Source organism: Aquimarina megaterium XH134 (assembly GCF_000520975.1).
GTDB lineage: Bacteria > Bacteroidota > Bacteroidia > Flavobacteriales > Flavobacteriaceae > Aquimarina > Aquimarina megaterium.
In genome coordinates this window covers 395,914-414,955 of sequence record NZ_JACB01000001.1, presented here as the reverse complement: position 1 = coordinate 414,955, position 19,042 = coordinate 395,914, and the positions used below count along the sequence as shown (strand labels likewise).

Genomic DNA, 19,042 nt, shown 5'->3' with positions numbered 1-19,042 from the left:
AAGTGGCAGGGATTTATTTTCTAAAAAATCTATATTTGATAACTTTCAACCCATAAATGTAGATGTAATGACAAATACACTCTTTGAGAAAATAGAAAACAGTAAGGCCATTGATTTTGGTGATATTTTTAATAAAAGTATTGAGCTTTTTAAAAAAGTATGGCTTCAGGGGTTTGTACACTTGCTTATTACGATATTGGTTATGCTTCCTTTATTTTTTGTGATGTATATTCCTATTATTGCCCTTGCCGGCATATCAGGATTCGAAAATAGTTATGAAAGTTATGGTGACTACGGATACCCTGGTGAAGAATTGTCTGTGGGTCTAATGTTTTTATTTATTGTGCTGGTTTTGATTATGAGTATGATTGCTTCTGCACTTCAATTTGGGATTACCGCACATTTTTATAGAGTTTGTAAACAGGTAGATTTAGGTTTGCCAGAGACATCTTCATATTTTATGTTTCTTAAAGGAAAATATTTAGGAAAAGTATTTACGTTGGCAATAGCAATATTTGGGATAGCAATTTTAGCTGCACTATTGTGTTACCTTCCGATTCTTTATGTAATGGTTCCTCTGCAGTTGTTAGGTGCTATATTTGCTTTTAATCCAGAGTATAGTGCTTCAGATCTTATAAAAGCTAGCTTTAAATTAGGGAATAAAGTTTGGGGCGTTTGTTTTGGTTTAATACTAGTAGCGTCTATTTTATCTCAATTAGTAGGGATGATTTTGTGTTTTGTGGGGGTGTTTTTTACAGCCTCTTTTGTTTATTTGCCAATCTATTTTATATATAAGGATGCATTGGGTTTTGAAGATGATGAATTTGAAAACAAAGAAACATTATTTGTAAAATAAAAAATAAGAAACCTGCTGATCAGCAGGTTTTTTTTGAACTAATTTTTTTGATAAAGAATCTTGATATCAAAAAATTGATATACTTTTGTCGTCAGAAATTAAAGGACTATGGCTAAGAATTTAGTGATTGTGGAGTCGCCTGCTAAGGCCAAAACGATAGAAAAGTTTCTTGGAAAAGAATATACAGTAGCATCCAGTTTTGGGCATATTGCAGATTTACCTTCCAAAGAATTAGGAGTTGATGTGGATGGGGATTTTAAGCCCAAATACATTGTTTCCAAGGATAAGAAAGATGTTGTGAAAAGACTGAAAGATCTTTCTAAGAATGCTGATATGGTATGGCTGGCAAGTGATGAGGATCGAGAAGGAGAGGCTATTGCATGGCACCTTGCAGAAACTCTTAAATTAGATAAAGACAGAACACGTCGTATTGTTTTTCATGAGATTACTAAAAATGCTATTCTTAAAGCAATAGAGAATCCTCGCTCTATAGATTACAACCTTGTAAATGCGCAGCAGGCCAGACGTGTTTTGGACCGTTTGGTTGGGTATGAGCTGTCTCCTGTATTGTGGAGAAAGGTAAAAGGAGGGTTGTCTGCAGGAAGAGTACAATCTGTTTCGGTACGATTGATCGTAGAACGAGAACGTGATATTTTAGGCTTTAAACCAGAAGCTTCATATAGGATTGATGCAGAATTTTCTAATCAAGCTGGTAAATCTTTTAAAGCTAAGCTTCCTAAAAATTTTAAAACCAAAGAAGAAGCAGAAGCATTTTTAAAGAAAAACCTTGGAGCATCGTTTAAGGTAGCAGATCTTTCTACAAAACCTGCAAAAAAATCACCAGCTCCGCCATTTACAACATCAACATTACAGCAAGAAGCCTCAAGAAAATTGTACTTCTCTGTGAGTAAAACAATGACGATGGCGCAACGGTTGTATGAAGCAGGTTTGATTACTTATATGAGAACAGATAGTGTTAACCTATCTGTAGAAGCTCAAAATGGAGCAAAGGCAGAAATTGATTCGGCTTATGGTAGTGAATATAGCAATCCAAGACAATATAAAGGGAAATCTAAAGGAGCACAAGAAGCTCACGAAGCAATACGTCCTACAGATTTTTCAAGACATAGTGTAAATGTTGATTATGATCAACAACGTTTATACGAATTGATTTGGAAACGAGCTATTGCTTCGCAAATGAGTGATGCCAGATTAGAAAGAACTAATGTAAAGATTGATGCCAATACACATAAAGAGCAATTTACTGCCAATGGAGAGGTGATAAAATTCGAAGGCTTTTTAAAAGTATACTTAGAAGGTAATGATGATGAGGATGAAGAGCAAGAAGGAATCCTTCCTGCAATGAAAGTGCAAGAAAGCTTGTTTAATAAATATATTTCTGCAACAGAAAGATTTACAAGAGCGCCAGGGCGATATACAGAAGCTTCGCTGGTTAAAAAATTAGAAGAACTGGGGATAGGAAGACCATCAACATATGCTCCTACGATTTCTACAATTCAGAATAGAAACTACGTAGAAAAAGGATCTAAAGAAGGAGAGGTTCGTAATTATATTCAAATGATTCTTTCGGGAGATGCTGTGAATGAGAAAAAACTATCTGAGAAAGTAGGTAGCGATAAAGGAAAGTTAATTCCAACCGATGTAGGGATGGTTGTAAATGATTTTTTGGTAAATCATTTTGCTTCAATTCTCGATTATAATTTTACCGCAAAAGTAGAGCAGGATTTTGACGAAATAGCAGAAGGTCAGGAAGATTGGACTCATGTGATGAAAGAATTTTATCAAGAGTTTCATCCAAGAGTAGAGGATGTATCACAGAATGCAGAGCGAGAAGTGGGAGAGCGTATTTTGGGAGAAGATCCGGCTACAGGTAAGGTAGTAAGTGTGCGATTGGGTAAATTTGGACCAATGGTTCAGATTGGTACTGCCGATGATGAGGATAAACCAAAATTTGCTAGTTTGCCTCCTGGACAAACATTAAGTGGTATTACCTATGAAGAAGCAATGGATTTGTTTCAACTGCCAAAAGAACTTGGTGTGTATAAAGGAGAGACTATTGTAGTTAATAATGGCCGTTTTGGACCCTATGTGCGTTTTGGCGAAAAATTTGTTTCCTTAGAAAAAGGAGAAGATCCATTAAGTACTTCTTTAGATAGGGCTATTGAGTTAATCGACGCTAAAGAAAAAGCTGATGCACCTATATATGTATATGAAAACCTTCCTGTTCAAAAAGGAAAAGGCCGATTTGGCCCCTTTATTAAGTGGAACGGAATGTTTATCAATGTAAATAAGAAGTATGACTTTGATAATCTATCTGATGATGATATCGTGTCACTTATAGAAGAGAAGAAGCAAAAAGAAATTGATAAGGTTATTCATAATTGGGAAGAAGAAGGGATTCGAGTTGAAAAAGCCAGATGGGGTCGTAGTAATATTATAAAAGGTAAAGTTAAAATTGAACTGCCTAAGACCGTTGATGCTTCAAAATTAACGCTGGATAAAGTAAAAGATCTCATAGAGAAAAATGCTCCCAAGAAAAAAACTGCAGCAAAAAAGAAAACTACAAAAAAGACCACTAAAAAGAAATAAACCAATATATGTCTTTCGAATTTCTTATACCAGTTAGTGATTTAGTTACTGCTCATACTAATTTACTTTCTGAACATGCATTAGGAAATCAAATTAAAATTCATACAACAGCTAGCGGAGTACCTGATCTGGAAAAAATAGATGTTGCTATTCTCGGTATTCGGGAGAATAGGAATGATATTAATTTTTTAGGTGAAAACTTAAACTTTGATACCATTCGTAAATCGTTATACGAGCTTTACCCCGGGAACTGGAGTACTAATATGGTAGATCTGGGAGATATCACTCCAGGTAACGAGGTTAGCGATACTTACTATTTGGTGCAGGAAGTATTGTCTGCATTATTGGTGAAAAATATTATCCCCATTATTATAGGGGGGAGTCAAGATTTAGTCTATGCGCAATATAGATCATTCGATATTTTAGAACGAATGGTAAATTTGGTTAATGTAGATAGTAAATTTGACTTAGGAAATTCTTCTAAGCCTATCACGAATACTTCATTTGTAGGTAAAATTATTGTAGAACAACCGTATAATTTGTTTAACTATAGTAATATAGGGTATCAAACGTATTTTAATACTCAAGAAGAAATAGATCTGATAGAAAAATTATATTTTGATGCTTATCGTTTGGGAGAGGTTATTTCGGACGTAACTGTTGTAGAGCCAATTATGCGAGATGCTGATATCGTTTCTATAGATTTGGGAGTTGTTAATTCTACAAGTTTAAGTGGGTATGCTGCTTCTCCTAATGGTTTTGATGGTCGCGAAATTTGTGCGATTTCGAGATATGCAGGAATAAGTGATAAGGTTAAAAGTTTTGGAATTTATGAATTTAAAAACTTTAAAAACGAAGAAACTGCTTCCTTGTTGATTGCACAGATGATATGGTATTTTGTAGAAGGAATCAATTACAGATCTAACGAAATTGATATTAAAAATTTAAAAAGTACACTACATTATAATGTGCCGATAGAAGACGAAATTTTGTCTTTTTATAAAAGTATTATGACTGGAAGATGGTGGATAGAAATACCATTTATTTCATCTGGTAATAATAAATTGAAAAGACATACGTTATTACCTTGCACATACAACGATTATGAGCGTGCTTGTAATCAGGAAATACCTGAAAGATGGTATAAGGCAAAACAAAAAAACGAAGTTTAACATTTTTATTAGGTCGATTTAAGGTTTTTTTTAGAAAAAAATTGTTTTTCTGGAAATAAATAAATAGGTTTACGTCCTTAAATCTAGAAGATCTTAACCTAAAACACGTTATGAAGAAATTTGTATCACTCTTTGCTATTTTAGCAATGCTCTACAGTTGTGGTGGTGGAAACCGAGGAGAACTGGTAGGAGCACAAGGGAAAAAATGGCACCCGCAAAAACCATATGGTATGGCCCTCATCCCCGGAGGTTCATTTATTATGGGTAAGTCGGATGATGATAAAGCAGCACTTGCAAATGCCCCTACAAGAATGGTTACGGTTCGTTCTTTTTATATGGATGAAACTGAGGTAACTAATAGCGAGTATAGACAATTTGTAAATTGGGTTCGCGATTCTGTTGTTAGGATGAGGCTAGCAATAATGGCTGATGAGCTGGGTAAAACCCCAGGTGATGACGGTATTGGAGAATTTGCATTTCTAGATGCTGATACCGAAAACATGTCCGTCTATGAAAAATATATGTACGATAACTATAGTGGTACAGGAGAAACTGGCTACGAAGGTAGAAAACTTAATAAGGATGTAGATATCGAATGGGATGTAAATGATTATCCCGATGAGTTTTATGCCGAAGTTATGGATACTATGTATATTCCTCTAGAAGAATCTTATAATGGTAGACGTACTTTAGATGTAAGTAAATTTGAATTCAGATTTACATGGATGGATATCCAGGCAGCTGCACGTGCTAGAAAAGGAGGAAGAAAAGATTTTGTAAAAGAAGAAGTTATAAAAGTATATCCAGACACTACAGTTTGGATCAAGGATTTTAACTACTCATATAATGAGCCTATGCATAATGACTATTTTTGGCATAGTGCATATGATGACTACCCGGTAGTAGGTGTTTCTTGGGAACAAGCTAGAGCCTTCTGTCGTTGGAGAACTATCGAGAAAAATACCTATCAAAAGAAAAAAGGTAAAGAATTCGTGAATTACTTCAGACTGCCTACAGAGGCAGAATGGGAGTATGCCGCTAGAGGAGGCCTTGAGTCAGCTACGTATCCATGGGGAGGCCCATATGCGTTAAATGATAGAGGTTGCTTCTTAGCAAACTTTAAGCCTCTTAGAGGAAACTACGCAGCAGATAACTTTTTATATACTGTAGAAGCCAAAACATTCGACCCTAATGATTATAACCTATATAACATGGCGGGTAATGTTTCTGAGTGGGTACAGTCGTCTTATGATCCCGCAGCTTACGAGTATGTGTCATCAATGAACCCAAATGTCAATGATGATGAAAACAAACGTAAGGTTGTACGTGGAGGATCCTGGAAAGATGTTGCTTACTTCCTACAGGTAAGTACCAGAGATTACGAATACGCAGATTCTGCGAGGAGTTTTATCGGATTTAGAACAGTTCAGGACTACATGGGTACTGAATCGACTGGAGAAGCTAATACTCAAAATCAAAACTAAGTCCCAAAATTTTCTATCAACTTAATTACTAACCCTTTTTTAAAACTTAAGATTTAAAAAAACAAAACAAATTTATTATGGCAAATTCAAAAGCAAGCAAGAAATTAATGAACATGGTCTACGGTCTGGGAGCAGCCGTTGTAATATTAGGTGCACTTTTTAAAATTATGCACTGGCCATTTGGTAATGAAATGCTTATTGTTGGTTTGATCACAGAAGCATTAGTATTTACTGTTTCTGCATTCGAACCTGTAGACAACGATCTAGATTGGTCTCTAGTGTACCCTGAATTAGCAGGAGGAAACAAAAAAGACAAAAAAGAAAAAGAAACTCCAGAAGGATTATTGTCTCAAAAATTAGACGATATGCTTAAAGAGGCTAGACTTGATACTACTCTTATGAGTAGCCTTGGTGATAGCATCCGTAATTTTGAAGGAGCAGCAAGAAACCTTGGTCCTACAACAGATGCTATAGCAGGAACTAAAAAATATAGTGAAGAGATGGCAAGCGCAGCATCGCACCTTGAATCTTTAAATAGCTTATACAAAGTTCAGTTAGAATCTTCTGCACGTCAGGCTGAAGCTAACCAGGCTATTGCTGAAAACGCAACTAAGCTTCAAAGTCAAATGGAAAGCCTTGCTAGTAACCTTTCTTCGCTTAATGGAGTATATGGTGGTATGTTAACTGCAATGAACAGAAGTTAACATTTTTTAATTAAATATTTTATAATAACTACCAAAATCTAAAAAGAATATGGCAGGAGGAAAATTATCCCCAAGGCAGAAGATGATTAACCTGATGTACTTGGTTTTCATCGCGATGATGGCATTAAATATGTCAAAAGAAGTATTAACTGCATTTGGTTTAATGTCAGAAAAATTGACAGAATCAAATGAGTTGGCTACTCAACGAAATACTGGATTTATGGCAGGTCTGGCCGAAAAGGTTTCAGAACAGCCAGAAAAATATACCCCATTAAAAGAAAAAGCAGATCAGATAAGTGTTTTATCTAATGAATTTAACTCATATCTAGATCAACTTAAAGCTGAATTGGTTGACGATAGAGAAGATCCTACGGATTATGAAACTATGGATAGACCAGATAGATTAGACCAAAAGTTTTTTGAAGGTGGTAAGGTTACTGCCGGGGCTCAGGAATTTTTGGATAAAATCACAAAATATAGAGATGGTGTATCTGCTGCAATCAAAGAAGTAAAAGAAGTAGATGCTTCGGTTGCTGATGATGTGATTAAAACCTTTTCTACAGCTGATGTAAAAGACAGATCTGGAGTAACTAAAAAATGGTTAAATTATAACTTTGAAGGATTTCCTTTGGTTGCTTCTTTAACTAAGCTTACTCAAATGCAAGCCGATGTTAAAACAACAGAAAGTAAAGTGCTTTCAGCGTTATTAGCTGGACAACAAGCGTCTGAACTTTCTTTTAGTAACTATGAGGCGATTGTAGTTGCAGATAAAACAGCTTTCTTTAGTGGAGAGAGTTTTAAAGGTAGAATCGTTCTTGGACGTTTTGATGCTACACTAAAACCAACCAAAGTAATGGTTAATGGTAAAGAGCAAACAGAAGTTACAAACGGACAAATCATGTTAGATTTCCCTGCAGGAAATGTAGGAGAAAGAGATGTGGCTGGAGAACTTCAATTTAAAGAAGGAGATTCTACAGTAACGATTCCAATTAAGAGTTCATATACTGTAATTCCTAGACCAAATTCTGCTGTAATTTCTGCAGATAAAATGAATGTGGTATATCGTGGAGTTAATAACCCAATGACTATTTCTATTCCTGGTGTACCAGCTGTAAATGCTTCTGCCCCTGGATTAAGAAAAATTGGAGGAGCAGGAAAATATATGATGAATGTTACTGCTGTAAAAGCTCGTGAAGTTAATATCAAAGTTAGTGGTAAACTAGCAAATGGTACAACAGTAAGCGACAGTAAGAAATTTAGAATTAAAGGTATACCAAGACCTGTAGGAACAGTACGTGGTGAAGATGGAGCAATCAAAATGGCGAGAAATGCCTTAGAAATTTCATCTGTAGGTGCTATTCTGCCTGATTTTGACTTTGATATTAAATTAAAAGTGACAGGATTTAAATTTAAAGTAGAAGGACAGCCAACAGTAAGTGTTCCTGGAGGAAGGCTTAACTCTAAAGCAAAATCAGCTTTGCGTAAAGCAAAAAGAGGTTCTTCTGTTCAAATTATTGATATAAAAGCACAGTTAGCTAATAGCTCTGGATATAAGTTGAAAAAAATATCTCCGGTTATTATTGAGTTAACAAATTAAAAAATAAACTTACGTAGTTATGAATTTGAGAAATTTTGTATTAACCGTTTTTGGTCTATTGGTTTCTTCTCTTTCTTTCGGGCAGGCAAATGTTTTAAATGCCAATAATCCTGATGAGATTGGAAAGAAAACTCAAGAGCAGATTTTGTATGACAATGATCGTCCCTTAGAGTACGGATATGTAGATAAACGTGATGTATTGTGGGCAAAAACCACTTGGGAAACTATTGACCTTGATGAGCGAATAAATTTCCCATTGTACTATCCTATTGATACATTTAATATTGGTGCTAATCGTCGATCTTTATATGATGTATTGGTAACAAATATCAAAAACGGAAAAATCAAGAATATTTATTCAGATTCATATTTTACTGAGACACGTACTTTTGAAGATCTTCAGTCTACAATGTCTAAAATCGATACTACCGATTTAGGATTTGAGCAGTATAATGCTGGAGAAGAAGTAGATCCTCAGTACATTAACAGAAGGGATATTACTTCTGCAGATATATCAGAATACAAAATAAGAGGATATTGGTATTTTGATAAAAGACTAGGGGAATTAAGATACAGATTGCTTGGATTAGCACCTGTAGCACCCGATGTTAACTTTATCGATGATGATGAGCCAGATATGGTAGCATTATTCTGGATATGGTATCCTGATGCTAGAGAAATATTTCATAATGCAATGGCATTTAATAGGAAAAATACATCAATGCCTTTTACGTATGATCATATCCTTAATGCAAGACGCTTTAATTCTGTGATTTATAAAGAAGATAATATTCAAGGTGACCGCGAAATCAAAGATTATGTTATTGATAATGCCTTGATGCAACTACTTGAAAGTGAAAGAATTAAAGAAAGTATCCGAAATTTTGAAATGGATATGTGGAGTTATTAACGACTCTGATATTCTTCAATAAATAATAGATGAAACGCCCAACTATAGTTGGGCGTTTTGTTATTTTTGAACTATGCTAATATGAGTTTGAGATCATAAAACCATTTAATCCAAATGATTTTTACGAATTAGGTTATAATCTCAAACTTACATTTTATGATTATATTATTTATAAATGAGTACTGCTAGTTACATAAATTCAGAAGTTAAATGCTATTAGATTATATTATTGTAGGGTTAGGGTTATCGGGATTATCTTTTGTAGAAGAATTAGAAAGTCATAACAAATCATATGTAGTTTTCGAAGACGCTTCACAGAAATCATCAAGAGTAGCAGGAGGCCTATATAACCCCGTAATTTTAAAGCGCTTTACGATGGCTTGGCAAGCCTCGCAGCAAATTGAAACAGCAGTCTCTTTTTATAAAAATGTAGAAACAAAGCTCCAGAAAACGTTAGTTTCAGAACTTCCGATATTACGTAGATTTAATGCCGTAGAGGAGCAAAACAACTGGTTTGAAGCTTGTGATAAACCCCTTTTAGGAGAATTTCTTTCTTCAGAATTGATCCGAAATACTAATTCGGCGCTAGATATTCCATTTCATTATGGAAAAGTAAAACATACCGGGAAAATTGATATCAGCAATATGCTTTCTGCCTATGCGAAAGAACTTAAAGAAAACGATATTTTAATCGATGAATCCTTTGAGTATGATAAAATCACCGTAACAGAAGATTATATTCAATATAAAGAAATAAAATGCAGACATATTGTATTTGCTGAGGGTTATGGAGTAAAAAACAATCCATTTTTTAATGATCTGCCATTATATGGTAATAAAGGTGAATATATTATTATTAAGTCTGAAGCACTTAAGCAAAAGGAAGCGATAAAATCTTCGATATTTATTATCCCTCTGGGAGAGGATTTGTATAAAGTGGGAGCAACATATAACAATCAGGATAAATCTCCAGAAATAACAACTACTGCCAGGGAAGAATTGCAAAAAAAGCTGGAAAAATTTTTAAAAGTGCCCTACAAAATAGTGGATCAGGTAGCAGGAATACGTCCTACAGTTAAAGATCGAAGACCTTTGATAGGAACGCATACGAGGTATGCTAATATGCATATTTTAAATGGTATGGGGAGTAGAGGCATCCTCTTGGCTCCTACTATGGCAAAAGAACTATATAACCATATAGAAAAAGGAATTTCTTTAGACAAAGAAATAGATTGTAAACGGTATAGTTACCTATGAAGAATGCTCTTCTTTTTTGTAATGCATAAAAAAGTTGATCCATATATTTCGGGATAACCTTAAAATAACTGGCAAAAAAGCAATCATCGTTATAGAAATTATAATAAAAGTAGCCACTAGATCAAGCTTAAAAATGAGATTACTAACCACAAAAGCCGCAACCGCAAAAGCAATCCCTACAGGATAACTCACATACATAGCTCCATAAAAAAAAGAAGGTTCTATTTTATATTTGGTGCCACAATGACTACAGCGTTCCTGCATTTTTAAAGTTTGGCTTAATTTATAAGGGTTAGATTCCTTATACATACTTTCTTCCTGGCATACAGGGCAGCTACCAGTGATAATGCTATAAATTTTTGTTCCTTTTAAGAAGTTCATGAGCGTTTTTATTCTAACGCAAAATTAATCATCTTTGCACAAAATATTCAAAAGCAGATGTTAAACATACATAACTTATCGATTTCGTTTGGAGGAGAGTACCTTTTTGAAGAAATAAGCTTCAGATTAAATGCAGGGGATCGAGTTGGATTGATAGGAAAGAATGGTGCAGGAAAATCTACCATGCTTAAGATTTTGTCCAAAGAGCAAGAACCAGATTCTGGTCAAATAGCTATGGATAAAGAAGTGAAGATTGGTTTTTTAAAGCAGGATATAGATTTTGTATTTGGGCGTACAGTTCTAGAAGAAGCCTATGAAGCCTTTGTAGAAATTAAAAAAGCAGAACGAGATATCGATGCAATTAATGCTCAACTAGCAGAACGCACAGATTACGAAAGTGAAAAATATAACCAGCTAATTACCGATTTAAGTGATCTTACACACCATTATGAGATCATGGGTGGGTATAACTACCAAGGAGAAACAGAAAGGGTTTTACAAGGCCTCGGATTTGCTCGTGAAGATTTTAATAAACTTACAGATACCTTCTCTGGCGGGTGGCGAATGAGAATCGAACTGGCAAAACTTCTATTACAGAATAATGATATTTTATTATTAGATGAGCCTACAAACCATCTGGATATAGAATCTATTATCTGGCTAGAGAATTTTTTAAAAAATTATACCGGAGTTGTAGTTATTGTTTCACACGATAAAATGTTTTTGGATAATGTTACCAACAGAACTATAGAAATCTCTTTGGGACGTATCTATGATTATAACAAACCTTATTCTAAATATTTGGTGCTTCGTAAAGAGATTAGAGAACAACAATTAGCCACGCAAAAGAACCAATCTAAGCAGATAGAACAGACCGAAAAACTGATCGAAAAGTTTAGAGCCAAAGCTTCTAAAGCGGCTATGGCACAATCTTTAATTAAAAAATTAGATAAGATTGATAGAATAGAAGTAGATGAAGATGATAATGCAGTAATGAATATTAGTTTTCCTGTAAGTGTACAACCAGGAAAAGTAGTTATTGAAGCTGATAGTGTAGGCAAAAGTTATGGTGATAAAGAAATTCTAAAAGACATTGATCTACTGGTAGAGAGAGGATCTAAAATAGCATTTGTGGGTCAGAATGGTCAGGGTAAATCAACATTGGCTAAGATTATTATTGATGAGATACCGTATACAGGAGAGTTTAAATTAGGTCATAATGTACAGATAGGATATTTTGCTCAGAATCAATCAGAATATCTTGATGGAGAATTAACGGTTCATGATACTATGATCCATGCGGCCGACGAAAAGACACGGACCAAGGTTCGTGATATGCTCGGAGCTTTCTTATTTAGAGGGGATGAGGTAGATAAGAAGGTAAAAGTACTTTCTGGAGGAGAGAGAAACCGATTAGCGCTATGTAAGATGCTCTTACAGCCTTTTAATGTATTGGTGATGGATGAACCAACAAACCACCTGGATATCAAATCTAAGAATGTATTAAAAGAAGCTTTGAAAAATTTTGATGGAACCCTGATTTTGGTATCGCATGATAGAGATTTTCTTCAAGGATTAAGCAATACAGTGTATGAATTTAAGAATAAAAAAATCAAAGAATATCTCGGTGATATAAATTTCTACTTAGAAGAAAAAAGAATAAATGATCTAAGAGATATAGAAAAGAAAGATAAGCAAGAAAAAACAACTTCTGATACCAAAGAAACAGCAAAACAATCTTATCAGGATCAGAAAAAAGTGAAATCACTTGGAAATAAATTGAGTAATATAGAATCCAAAATCAATAAGCTGGAAAGAGAAATTAAGGAAATTGATGTAGAACTGGCGATCAATTATGATGAAACGATTGCGCAACCCAACTTTTTTGATAATTACCAGGCAAAAAAGGATCTCTTATCCTCACTAATGGAAGATTGGGAAATATTACAAGAAGAAATGGATGCATTAAACAATGTATAAGAAGTTATTTTATATTGTCTTCTAATTTTGCTTTTATTATCATATCTCTCTATATAGCTAACCTATTTATAGTGTAAAAATCTCTCGTATTAACTTTTATGAGTTCTTTAACTGCATCCCAAGTGTGTGGTTGATAGTTTTGTAGCGATTCTACAAAAAGTTGTGGTTACCAATACACTATGAGAAAAATTATACTTTCAATCCTGGGGATACTTTTGATTGTAGCAGCTTATTTTGCTGCAAATACAATAATAGATAGTAAAAAAAGACTCAGACCCAGACCTGCAAAAGTGATAAAAACCGTTTTTGTAGATACGGTAAAAAACAAAACTATTCCTATTCAAATTGCAGCAAATGGTAATTTAACTGCAAAAAGAAGGTTAGAGCTATATGCCGAAGTTCAGGGGATTTTTAAAGGAGGAACTCACTTATTTAAACCCGGTCAAAAATATCAAAGAGGACAAGCTTTAATAAGAATTGATGCCTCAGAATATTATGCTAGTGTACAATCTGCCAAGAGTAATTTATACAACCTGGTTACTTCAATTATGCCAGATTTGCGATTGGATTATCCAGATATTTATGAAAAATGGCAAGGGTATCTCAATACCTTTGATATGAGTAAAGCCACACCAAAGCTACCAGAAGTTACTTCAGAAAAAGAAAAATATTTTATAACAGGAAGAAATATTTATACCACCTATTATAATGTGAAAAATCTGGAGCAACGATTGGCAAAATATACGATCTCTGCTCCTTTTAATGGAGTGCTTACCGAAGCCCTGGTCACCGAGGGAACTTTAATTCGGCAGGGACAAAAATTAGGAGAGTACATAGATACCAAAGTATATGAAATGCAGGTTGCTATAGGCAAGGAATATGGAGATCTGCTTCGTATTGGAGAATCGGTAGAACTTTCTAACCTTAATAAAACAAAGACGTTTACAGGAAAGGTGTCCAGGATTAATAGTAGTGTTAATCAGGCCACCCAGACCATTACAACTTTTATCGAAGTAGCAGATCCATCTCTTAGAGAAGGGATGTATCTCGAGGCCAATCTTGATGCTAAGAAAGAAGAAAATGCTATCGAAATCGAAAGAGGATTGCTTCAGGAAGGGGATAAGATATTTGTGGTAAGAGACAGTATTCTTGATATTATAGATGTACAACCTGTATATTTTTCTGATAAAAAAGTAGTGCTTAAGGGAGTTCCTGAAGAGACCGTAATTTTATCCAAAAGTGTTCCGGGAGCATATGCAGGAATGCTAATAAAGATCTACCGGGGAAAGAAAGAAAATAATAATGTGCATAGTGATAGTTCTGCTAGTACAGCTAAAAAACAATAGTGATGCGTAAAATTATTGCTTTTTTTATTAAATATCACGTAGCGGTAAATGTGATTGTACTTGCATTTTTTGCATTTGGAGTTGTAGGAGCATTATCCTTAAAATCTTCATTTTTTCCACTAATAGATTCCAAAAATATCATTATAAATATTACATACCCGGGAGCTTCTCCATTAGAAGTAGAAGAAGGAATTGTACTTAAGATAGAGGATAACCTAAAAGGGCTGGATGGAGTAGAACGTGTAACTTCAACTTCGAGAGAAAATAACGGGACAATAAATGTTGAAATCGAAAAAGGAAAGAATATCGATTTCATGCTGTTAGAAGTAAAAAATGCTGTAGATCGTGTGCCTTCATTCCCAACAGGTATGGAACCTTTGGTAGTGGCAAAACAAGAAGCGATTCGACCTACAATCAATTTTTCTATAAGCGGAGATAATATACCATTGGTTACCCTTAAAGAGATTGCACGACAGGTAGAAAATGATCTTCGTGGGATAGAAGGGATTTCCCAGATTTCTGTGAGTGGCTATCCTGCAGAGGAGATTGAAATCGCTATAAACGAAAAAAACTTACTTGCATATAACCTTAGCTTTAGTGAAGTAGCACAGGCAGTAAGTAGAGCCAATATTCTAACTACCGGGGGAACCATAAAAACAGATGCCGAAGAATATTTGATCAGGGCAAATAATCGTTCGTATTATGGCAATGAGCTTTCTAACCTCATCGTACGTGCAGATGCTTCAGGAAGTGTAATACGCCTTAAAGATGTAGCCGAGGTACGTGATCGTTTTTCAGAAACCGCAAACGCTACTTATTTTAATGGAAACTTGGCTGTTAATGTCGAAATTACAAGCACAAATACCGAAGATCTTATTTCTTCAGCAGAAAAAACAAAAGAATATATAGCAGAATTTAATCAGAAGTATAATAACGTACAACTTAATGTGATTAGTGACCGATCTATTACACTTGTACAACGTACAGAACTTCTTACAGAAAATGCTATTATCGGAATGTTGCTGGTGCTCACTTTTTTATCCTTATTCCTTAATACACGTTTGGCATTTTGGGTTGCTTTTGGACTTCCCGTAGCTTTTTTGGGAATGTTTATTTTTGCAGGATCATTTGATGTTACTATAAATGTATTATCCCTGTTCGGGATGATCATCGTAATTGGGATTCTGGTGGATGATGGAATTGTAATTGCAGAAAACATATATCAACATTACGAAAAAGGAAAAACCCCGGTACAAGCAGCTATAGATGGCACTATGGAAGTAATACCACCCATTATTTCTGCTATTATTACTACGATACTAGCTTTTGGTATTTTCTTGTTTTTAGATGGTCGTATAGGAGAGTTTTTTGGAGAAGTTTCTGTAGTTGTCATTCTTACATTAACAGTTTCTCTGATCGAAGCTTTGATTATTCTACCAGCTCATTTAGCACATTCCAAAGCGCTTAAACCACAAGATTCAAAACCTAAAACAGGAATTGGACAACTATTTGCAAAATTACGATATATCAATACATTTGGAGATGCTATTATGAGTTGGCTACGAGACAAAATCTATAGTCCGGCATTGCGTTTTTCATTACAAAATAAACTTTTTACGTTTTCTATTTTTATTGTTCTTCTTTTTCTAACTATAGGAACTGTAGGAGGAGGAATAGTTAGAACCTCTTTTTTCCCTCAGATAGCAAGTGATCAAGTATCAATCAACCTGGCAATGCCCAATGGAACTAATGAAAAAATAACAGACAGTATCATTTCTTTGATAGCAGAAAAAGCATGGGAAACTAATGAAGAATTAACAGAACAGTATTTAAAAGGGCCCGAATATACAGGTAAGAAATTATTTAAAAATGTGATTACCAATATTGGCCCCGGATCGTCTTCGGCCTCATTAAGAATTAATTTACTACCGGGAGAAGAACGTCCCGATGCAGTAGGATCGGCTATGGTTACAAACCTTATTAGTAAAAAAATGGGAGAAGTAGCTGGTGTAGAAAGCCTTGTATACGGCAGTGGAGGTAATTTTGGGGGAAGACCGGTTTCAGTTTCATTATTAGGAAATAATATAGCAGAGTTGAAAGCAGCTAAAGCAGAGCTAAAAGGAGCATTGGTAAATAATTCATTGTTGAAGGATGTTACAGATAATGATCCGGCAGGAATTAAAGAGATTCGTATAGAATTAAAAGAAAATGCATATCTGCTGGGATTAAATCTTCGGGATATTATGACACAGGTTCGAGCAGGTTTTTTTGGGGTACAGGCACAACGTTTTCAGCGCGGGCAGGACGAAATTAGAGTTTGGGTGAGATATGATAGAGATAATCGTTCTTCGATATCTAATCTGGATGATATGCGTATTACTACGATTAGTGGAGAACGAGTACCACTTAATGAAATTGCAACTTATAGCATAGAAAGAGGTGATGTAGCGGTTAACCACCTCGAAGGACGTCGTGAAATACAGATTTCTGCAGATTTAAAAGATGCAGAAAATACCAGTGCGACAGATATATTACAAGAAATTCGAACGGTGACCATGCCTGAGATTATTTCTAAATACCCAACAGTTACACCTTCTTATGAAGGGCAAAATAGAGAAGCAGGTAAACTTTTGGGATCTTTAAAACCCGTAGGGCTTACTGTGCTTGCATTAATTTATATAACCATTGCATTTACGTTTAGAAGCTATAGTCAGCCATTACTACTCTTATTACTGATTCCGCTAAGTATACCAGCAGTGGCATTAGGGCATTGGGCGCATAATTTTCCTATCAATATATTATCTATGCTAGGTATTATTGCTCTTATAGGCATTATGGTTAATGATGGTTTGGTACTCATCGGTAAGTTTAATAGTAATCTTCGGGAGGGATTGAGTTTTGATGAATCTATTTATCAGGCTGGGAGATCACGTTTCCGGGCTATTTTTCTTACTTCACTTACTACTATTGCCGGGTTAGCTCCTCTATTATTAGAAAAAAGCAGGCAAGCGCAATTTTTAAAACCTATGGCTATTTCTATTGCTTACGGGATTGGTTTTGCGACTGTATTAACCCTATTGCTGTTACCATTATTTTTATCGTTTAGTAACAATGTGAAAGTAGGAACCAAGTGGTTAGTTACCGGAAATAAGATTACCAAAGAAGAAGTAGAACGTGCCATTAAAGAACAAAAAGAAGAGAATGAAGAGCATCATGAATTGCAAGGGTAGCATTATACTAAAATTAGTGTTCTTTCTGTTTTTGATTTCTGGAAATGTAATCAGTCAGCAATTAACAAAGCAGGAAGCTATACGACTTACCTTAGAAAATAACTTTGGGATATTAATCGCTACCAATACTATAGCCGTGGCAAAAAACAATAAAGGAATTCTTAATTCTGGATATTTGCCTACGTTAACCGGTAATGCCGGAGCGAATTATCAATCGGCAACATCGAACACTAATTTTCAGGGAGCAATAGATCAAAACACAGGACAACCACGAGCAGATATCAAGATCGAAGATGCCGAAACGCAACGGTATAATGCAGGGCTAAATCTTAATTATACATTGTTTGATGGTTTGGGACGTTTTTATAATTATAAAAGATTAAAAGAGCAATATAATCTTACCGAATTACAAGCCAGGGAAACTATAGAAAATACAATTTTGCAGTTGTTCTCTGTATACTACGAAGTAGCCAGGTTGTCTGAAAATGTAGAGATTCTCGAAGAAACACTTCGTATTTCGAAAGAACGTATTCTACGATCTAATTATCAGTTTGAGTATGGCCAGAATACAAAACTTAATGTACTTAATGCAGAGGTTGATGTCGCAAATGATAGTATTAATTTATTAAATACAAGACAACAATTAATAAATACAAAGAGAGATCTAAATGTAATTTTGGATAATGATCTAGCACATGAATTTGAGGTAGATACCATTATAAAATTTATCCCAAAACTGGAACTAGAGGAGTATTTATCAAAATCGACAGAGAATAACATAACACTTTTACAAAATGAAAGTAATATTCGAATTAGTGATTATGATATTAAAGTGAGTAAATCCGGGTACTTACCTTCGATTGGATTAACCGGATCTTATGGCTGGAACCAAAACCGAAATCCACCATCAACATTCTTTCCTGGTAATATTTCAGATACCTACACACTAGGAGCGGGAGTAAGTCTTACCTGGAATCTCTTTGACGGAGGAAATACGATCACAAGAGTAAAAAATGCTAAAATAGCATTGGATAATCAGGAAATTATAAAAAGCCAGATAGAGAAAGAGGTAAAAAGAGATATTGCCAATGCATTAGGAAATTATGAAAACCGTTTGAATGTGTTTAAGATTCAGCAGCAGAATGTAATCACGAATCAAAATAATTTTGAGCGTTCGCAAGAGCGTTTTAAACTAGGACAAATCACTTCTATAGAATTCAGGCAGGCGCAGATCAATCTGATTTTGGCAGAAACCAATAAGAATTCGGCAAAATATGATGCTAAAATTGCAGAACTTCAGCTATTACAGTTAACAGGGCAGTTGTTGAATATTGAATTCTAAAGAACAAAATATCAGATTATACTCCTGTTTTTTTCTTTTTTAAGGCACTAAAAACATAAGGTGTTCAAAGGCATTTTTAACTATTGTTCTAATATGTGTTTTAAATCTTTTGACCAGTTTGAGTGGTTTGTTACAAATAATTATCCTGTCATTCCGGACTTGATCCGGAATCC

At 34.8% G+C, this 19,042-nt stretch carries 13 protein-coding genes; 12 read left to right on the top strand and 1 reads right to left on the bottom strand.

The window, feature by feature from the left end; translation table 11 throughout:
• The first annotated feature begins 67 nt into the window (after positions 1 to 67).
• The 8 genes from Z053_RS0101930 (at position 68) to Z053_RS0101895 (ending at position 10,590) form a co-directional block, all read left to right on the top strand.
• Positions 68 to 856: a hypothetical protein gene (locus Z053_RS0101930; RefSeq protein ID WP_025663348.1), complete on the top strand. Its 789-nt coding sequence runs from the start codon at positions 68 to 70 to the stop codon at positions 854 to 856.
• Between the two features lie 108 nt (positions 857 to 964).
• Entirely contained in the window at positions 965 to 3,466 is a 2,502-nt protein-coding gene (gene topA, locus Z053_RS0101925) for a type I DNA topoisomerase (protein ID WP_025663347.1), read from the top strand.
• Between the two features lie 8 nt (positions 3,467 to 3,474).
• Positions 3,475 to 4,638, top strand: a complete 1,164-nt coding sequence (locus Z053_RS0101920) for a formimidoylglutamase (protein ID WP_025663346.1) — start codon at positions 3,475 to 3,477, stop codon at positions 4,636 to 4,638.
• A 110-nt stretch (positions 4,639 to 4,748) separates the two neighbouring features.
• Positions 4,749 to 6,122: a T9SS ring complex lipoprotein PorK/GldK gene (gene porK / locus Z053_RS0101915; protein WP_025663345.1), complete on the top strand. Its 1,374-nt coding sequence runs from the start codon at positions 4,749 to 4,751 to the stop codon at positions 6,120 to 6,122.
• Positions 6,123 to 6,199: 77 nt separating this feature from the next.
• On the top strand, positions 6,200 to 6,826 hold the full coding sequence (gene porL, locus Z053_RS0101910) for a type IX secretion system motor protein PorL/GldL (protein ID WP_025663344.1): 627 nt from the start codon (positions 6,200 to 6,202) through the stop codon (positions 6,824 to 6,826).
• A gap of 49 nt (positions 6,827 to 6,875) precedes the next feature.
• Positions 6,876 to 8,423 carry a type IX secretion system motor protein PorM/GldM gene (gene porM, locus Z053_RS0101905; protein WP_025663343.1) on the top strand — a complete coding sequence of 516 codons (1,548 nt, stop codon included), beginning with the start codon at positions 6,876 to 6,878 and terminating at the stop codon, positions 8,421 to 8,423.
• A gap of 19 nt (positions 8,424 to 8,442) precedes the next feature.
• A complete protein-coding gene (gene porN / locus Z053_RS0101900) occupies positions 8,443 to 9,333 on the top strand; it encodes a type IX secretion system ring subunit PorN/GldN (protein WP_025663342.1) in 891 nt (296 codons plus the stop codon).
• Positions 9,334 to 9,543: 210 nt separating this feature from the next.
• Complete coding sequence (locus tag Z053_RS0101895) at positions 9,544 to 10,590, top strand: NAD(P)/FAD-dependent oxidoreductase (RefSeq protein WP_025663341.1); 1,047 nt, start codon at positions 9,544 to 9,546, stop codon at positions 10,588 to 10,590.
• On the opposite strand, the gene Z053_RS0101890 is transcribed toward Z053_RS0101895, so the two are convergent.
• A complete protein-coding gene (locus Z053_RS0101890; protein ID WP_025663340.1) occupies positions 10,585 to 10,971 on the bottom strand; it encodes a DUF983 domain-containing protein in 387 nt (128 codons plus the stop codon). The two genes, Z053_RS0101895 and Z053_RS0101890, sit on opposite strands and share 6 nt — an antisense overlap.
• Before the next feature lie 57 nt (positions 10,972 to 11,028).
• On the opposite strand from Z053_RS0101890, the gene Z053_RS0101885 reads away from it, so the two are divergent.
• The 4 genes from Z053_RS0101885 to Z053_RS0101870 all read left to right on the top strand — a co-directional run bounded on the left by Z053_RS0101885 (position 11,029) and on the right by Z053_RS0101870 (position 18,869).
• The gene (locus Z053_RS0101885) at positions 11,029 to 12,951 is read left to right on the top strand and encodes an ABC-F family ATP-binding cassette domain-containing protein (RefSeq protein ID WP_025663339.1); all 1,923 of its coding nucleotides are present in this window, start codon (positions 11,029 to 11,031) and stop codon (positions 12,949 to 12,951) included.
• A gap of 179 nt (positions 12,952 to 13,130) precedes the next feature.
• A complete protein-coding gene (locus tag Z053_RS0101880; RefSeq protein WP_025663338.1) occupies positions 13,131 to 14,297 on the top strand; it encodes an efflux RND transporter periplasmic adaptor subunit in 1,167 nt (388 codons plus the stop codon).
• Positions 14,298 to 14,299: 2 nt separating this feature from the next.
• Positions 14,300 to 17,527, top strand: coding sequence for an efflux RND transporter permease subunit (locus tag Z053_RS0101875; protein WP_025663337.1), 3,228 nt, complete (start codon positions 14,300 to 14,302; stop codon positions 17,525 to 17,527).
• Positions 17,499 to 18,869, top strand: coding sequence for a TolC family protein (locus Z053_RS0101870; RefSeq protein WP_025663336.1), 1,371 nt, complete (start codon positions 17,499 to 17,501; stop codon positions 18,867 to 18,869). The genes Z053_RS0101875 and Z053_RS0101870 overlap by 29 nt, the downstream gene beginning before the upstream one ends.
• Positions 18,870 to 19,042 lie beyond the last annotated feature (173 nt).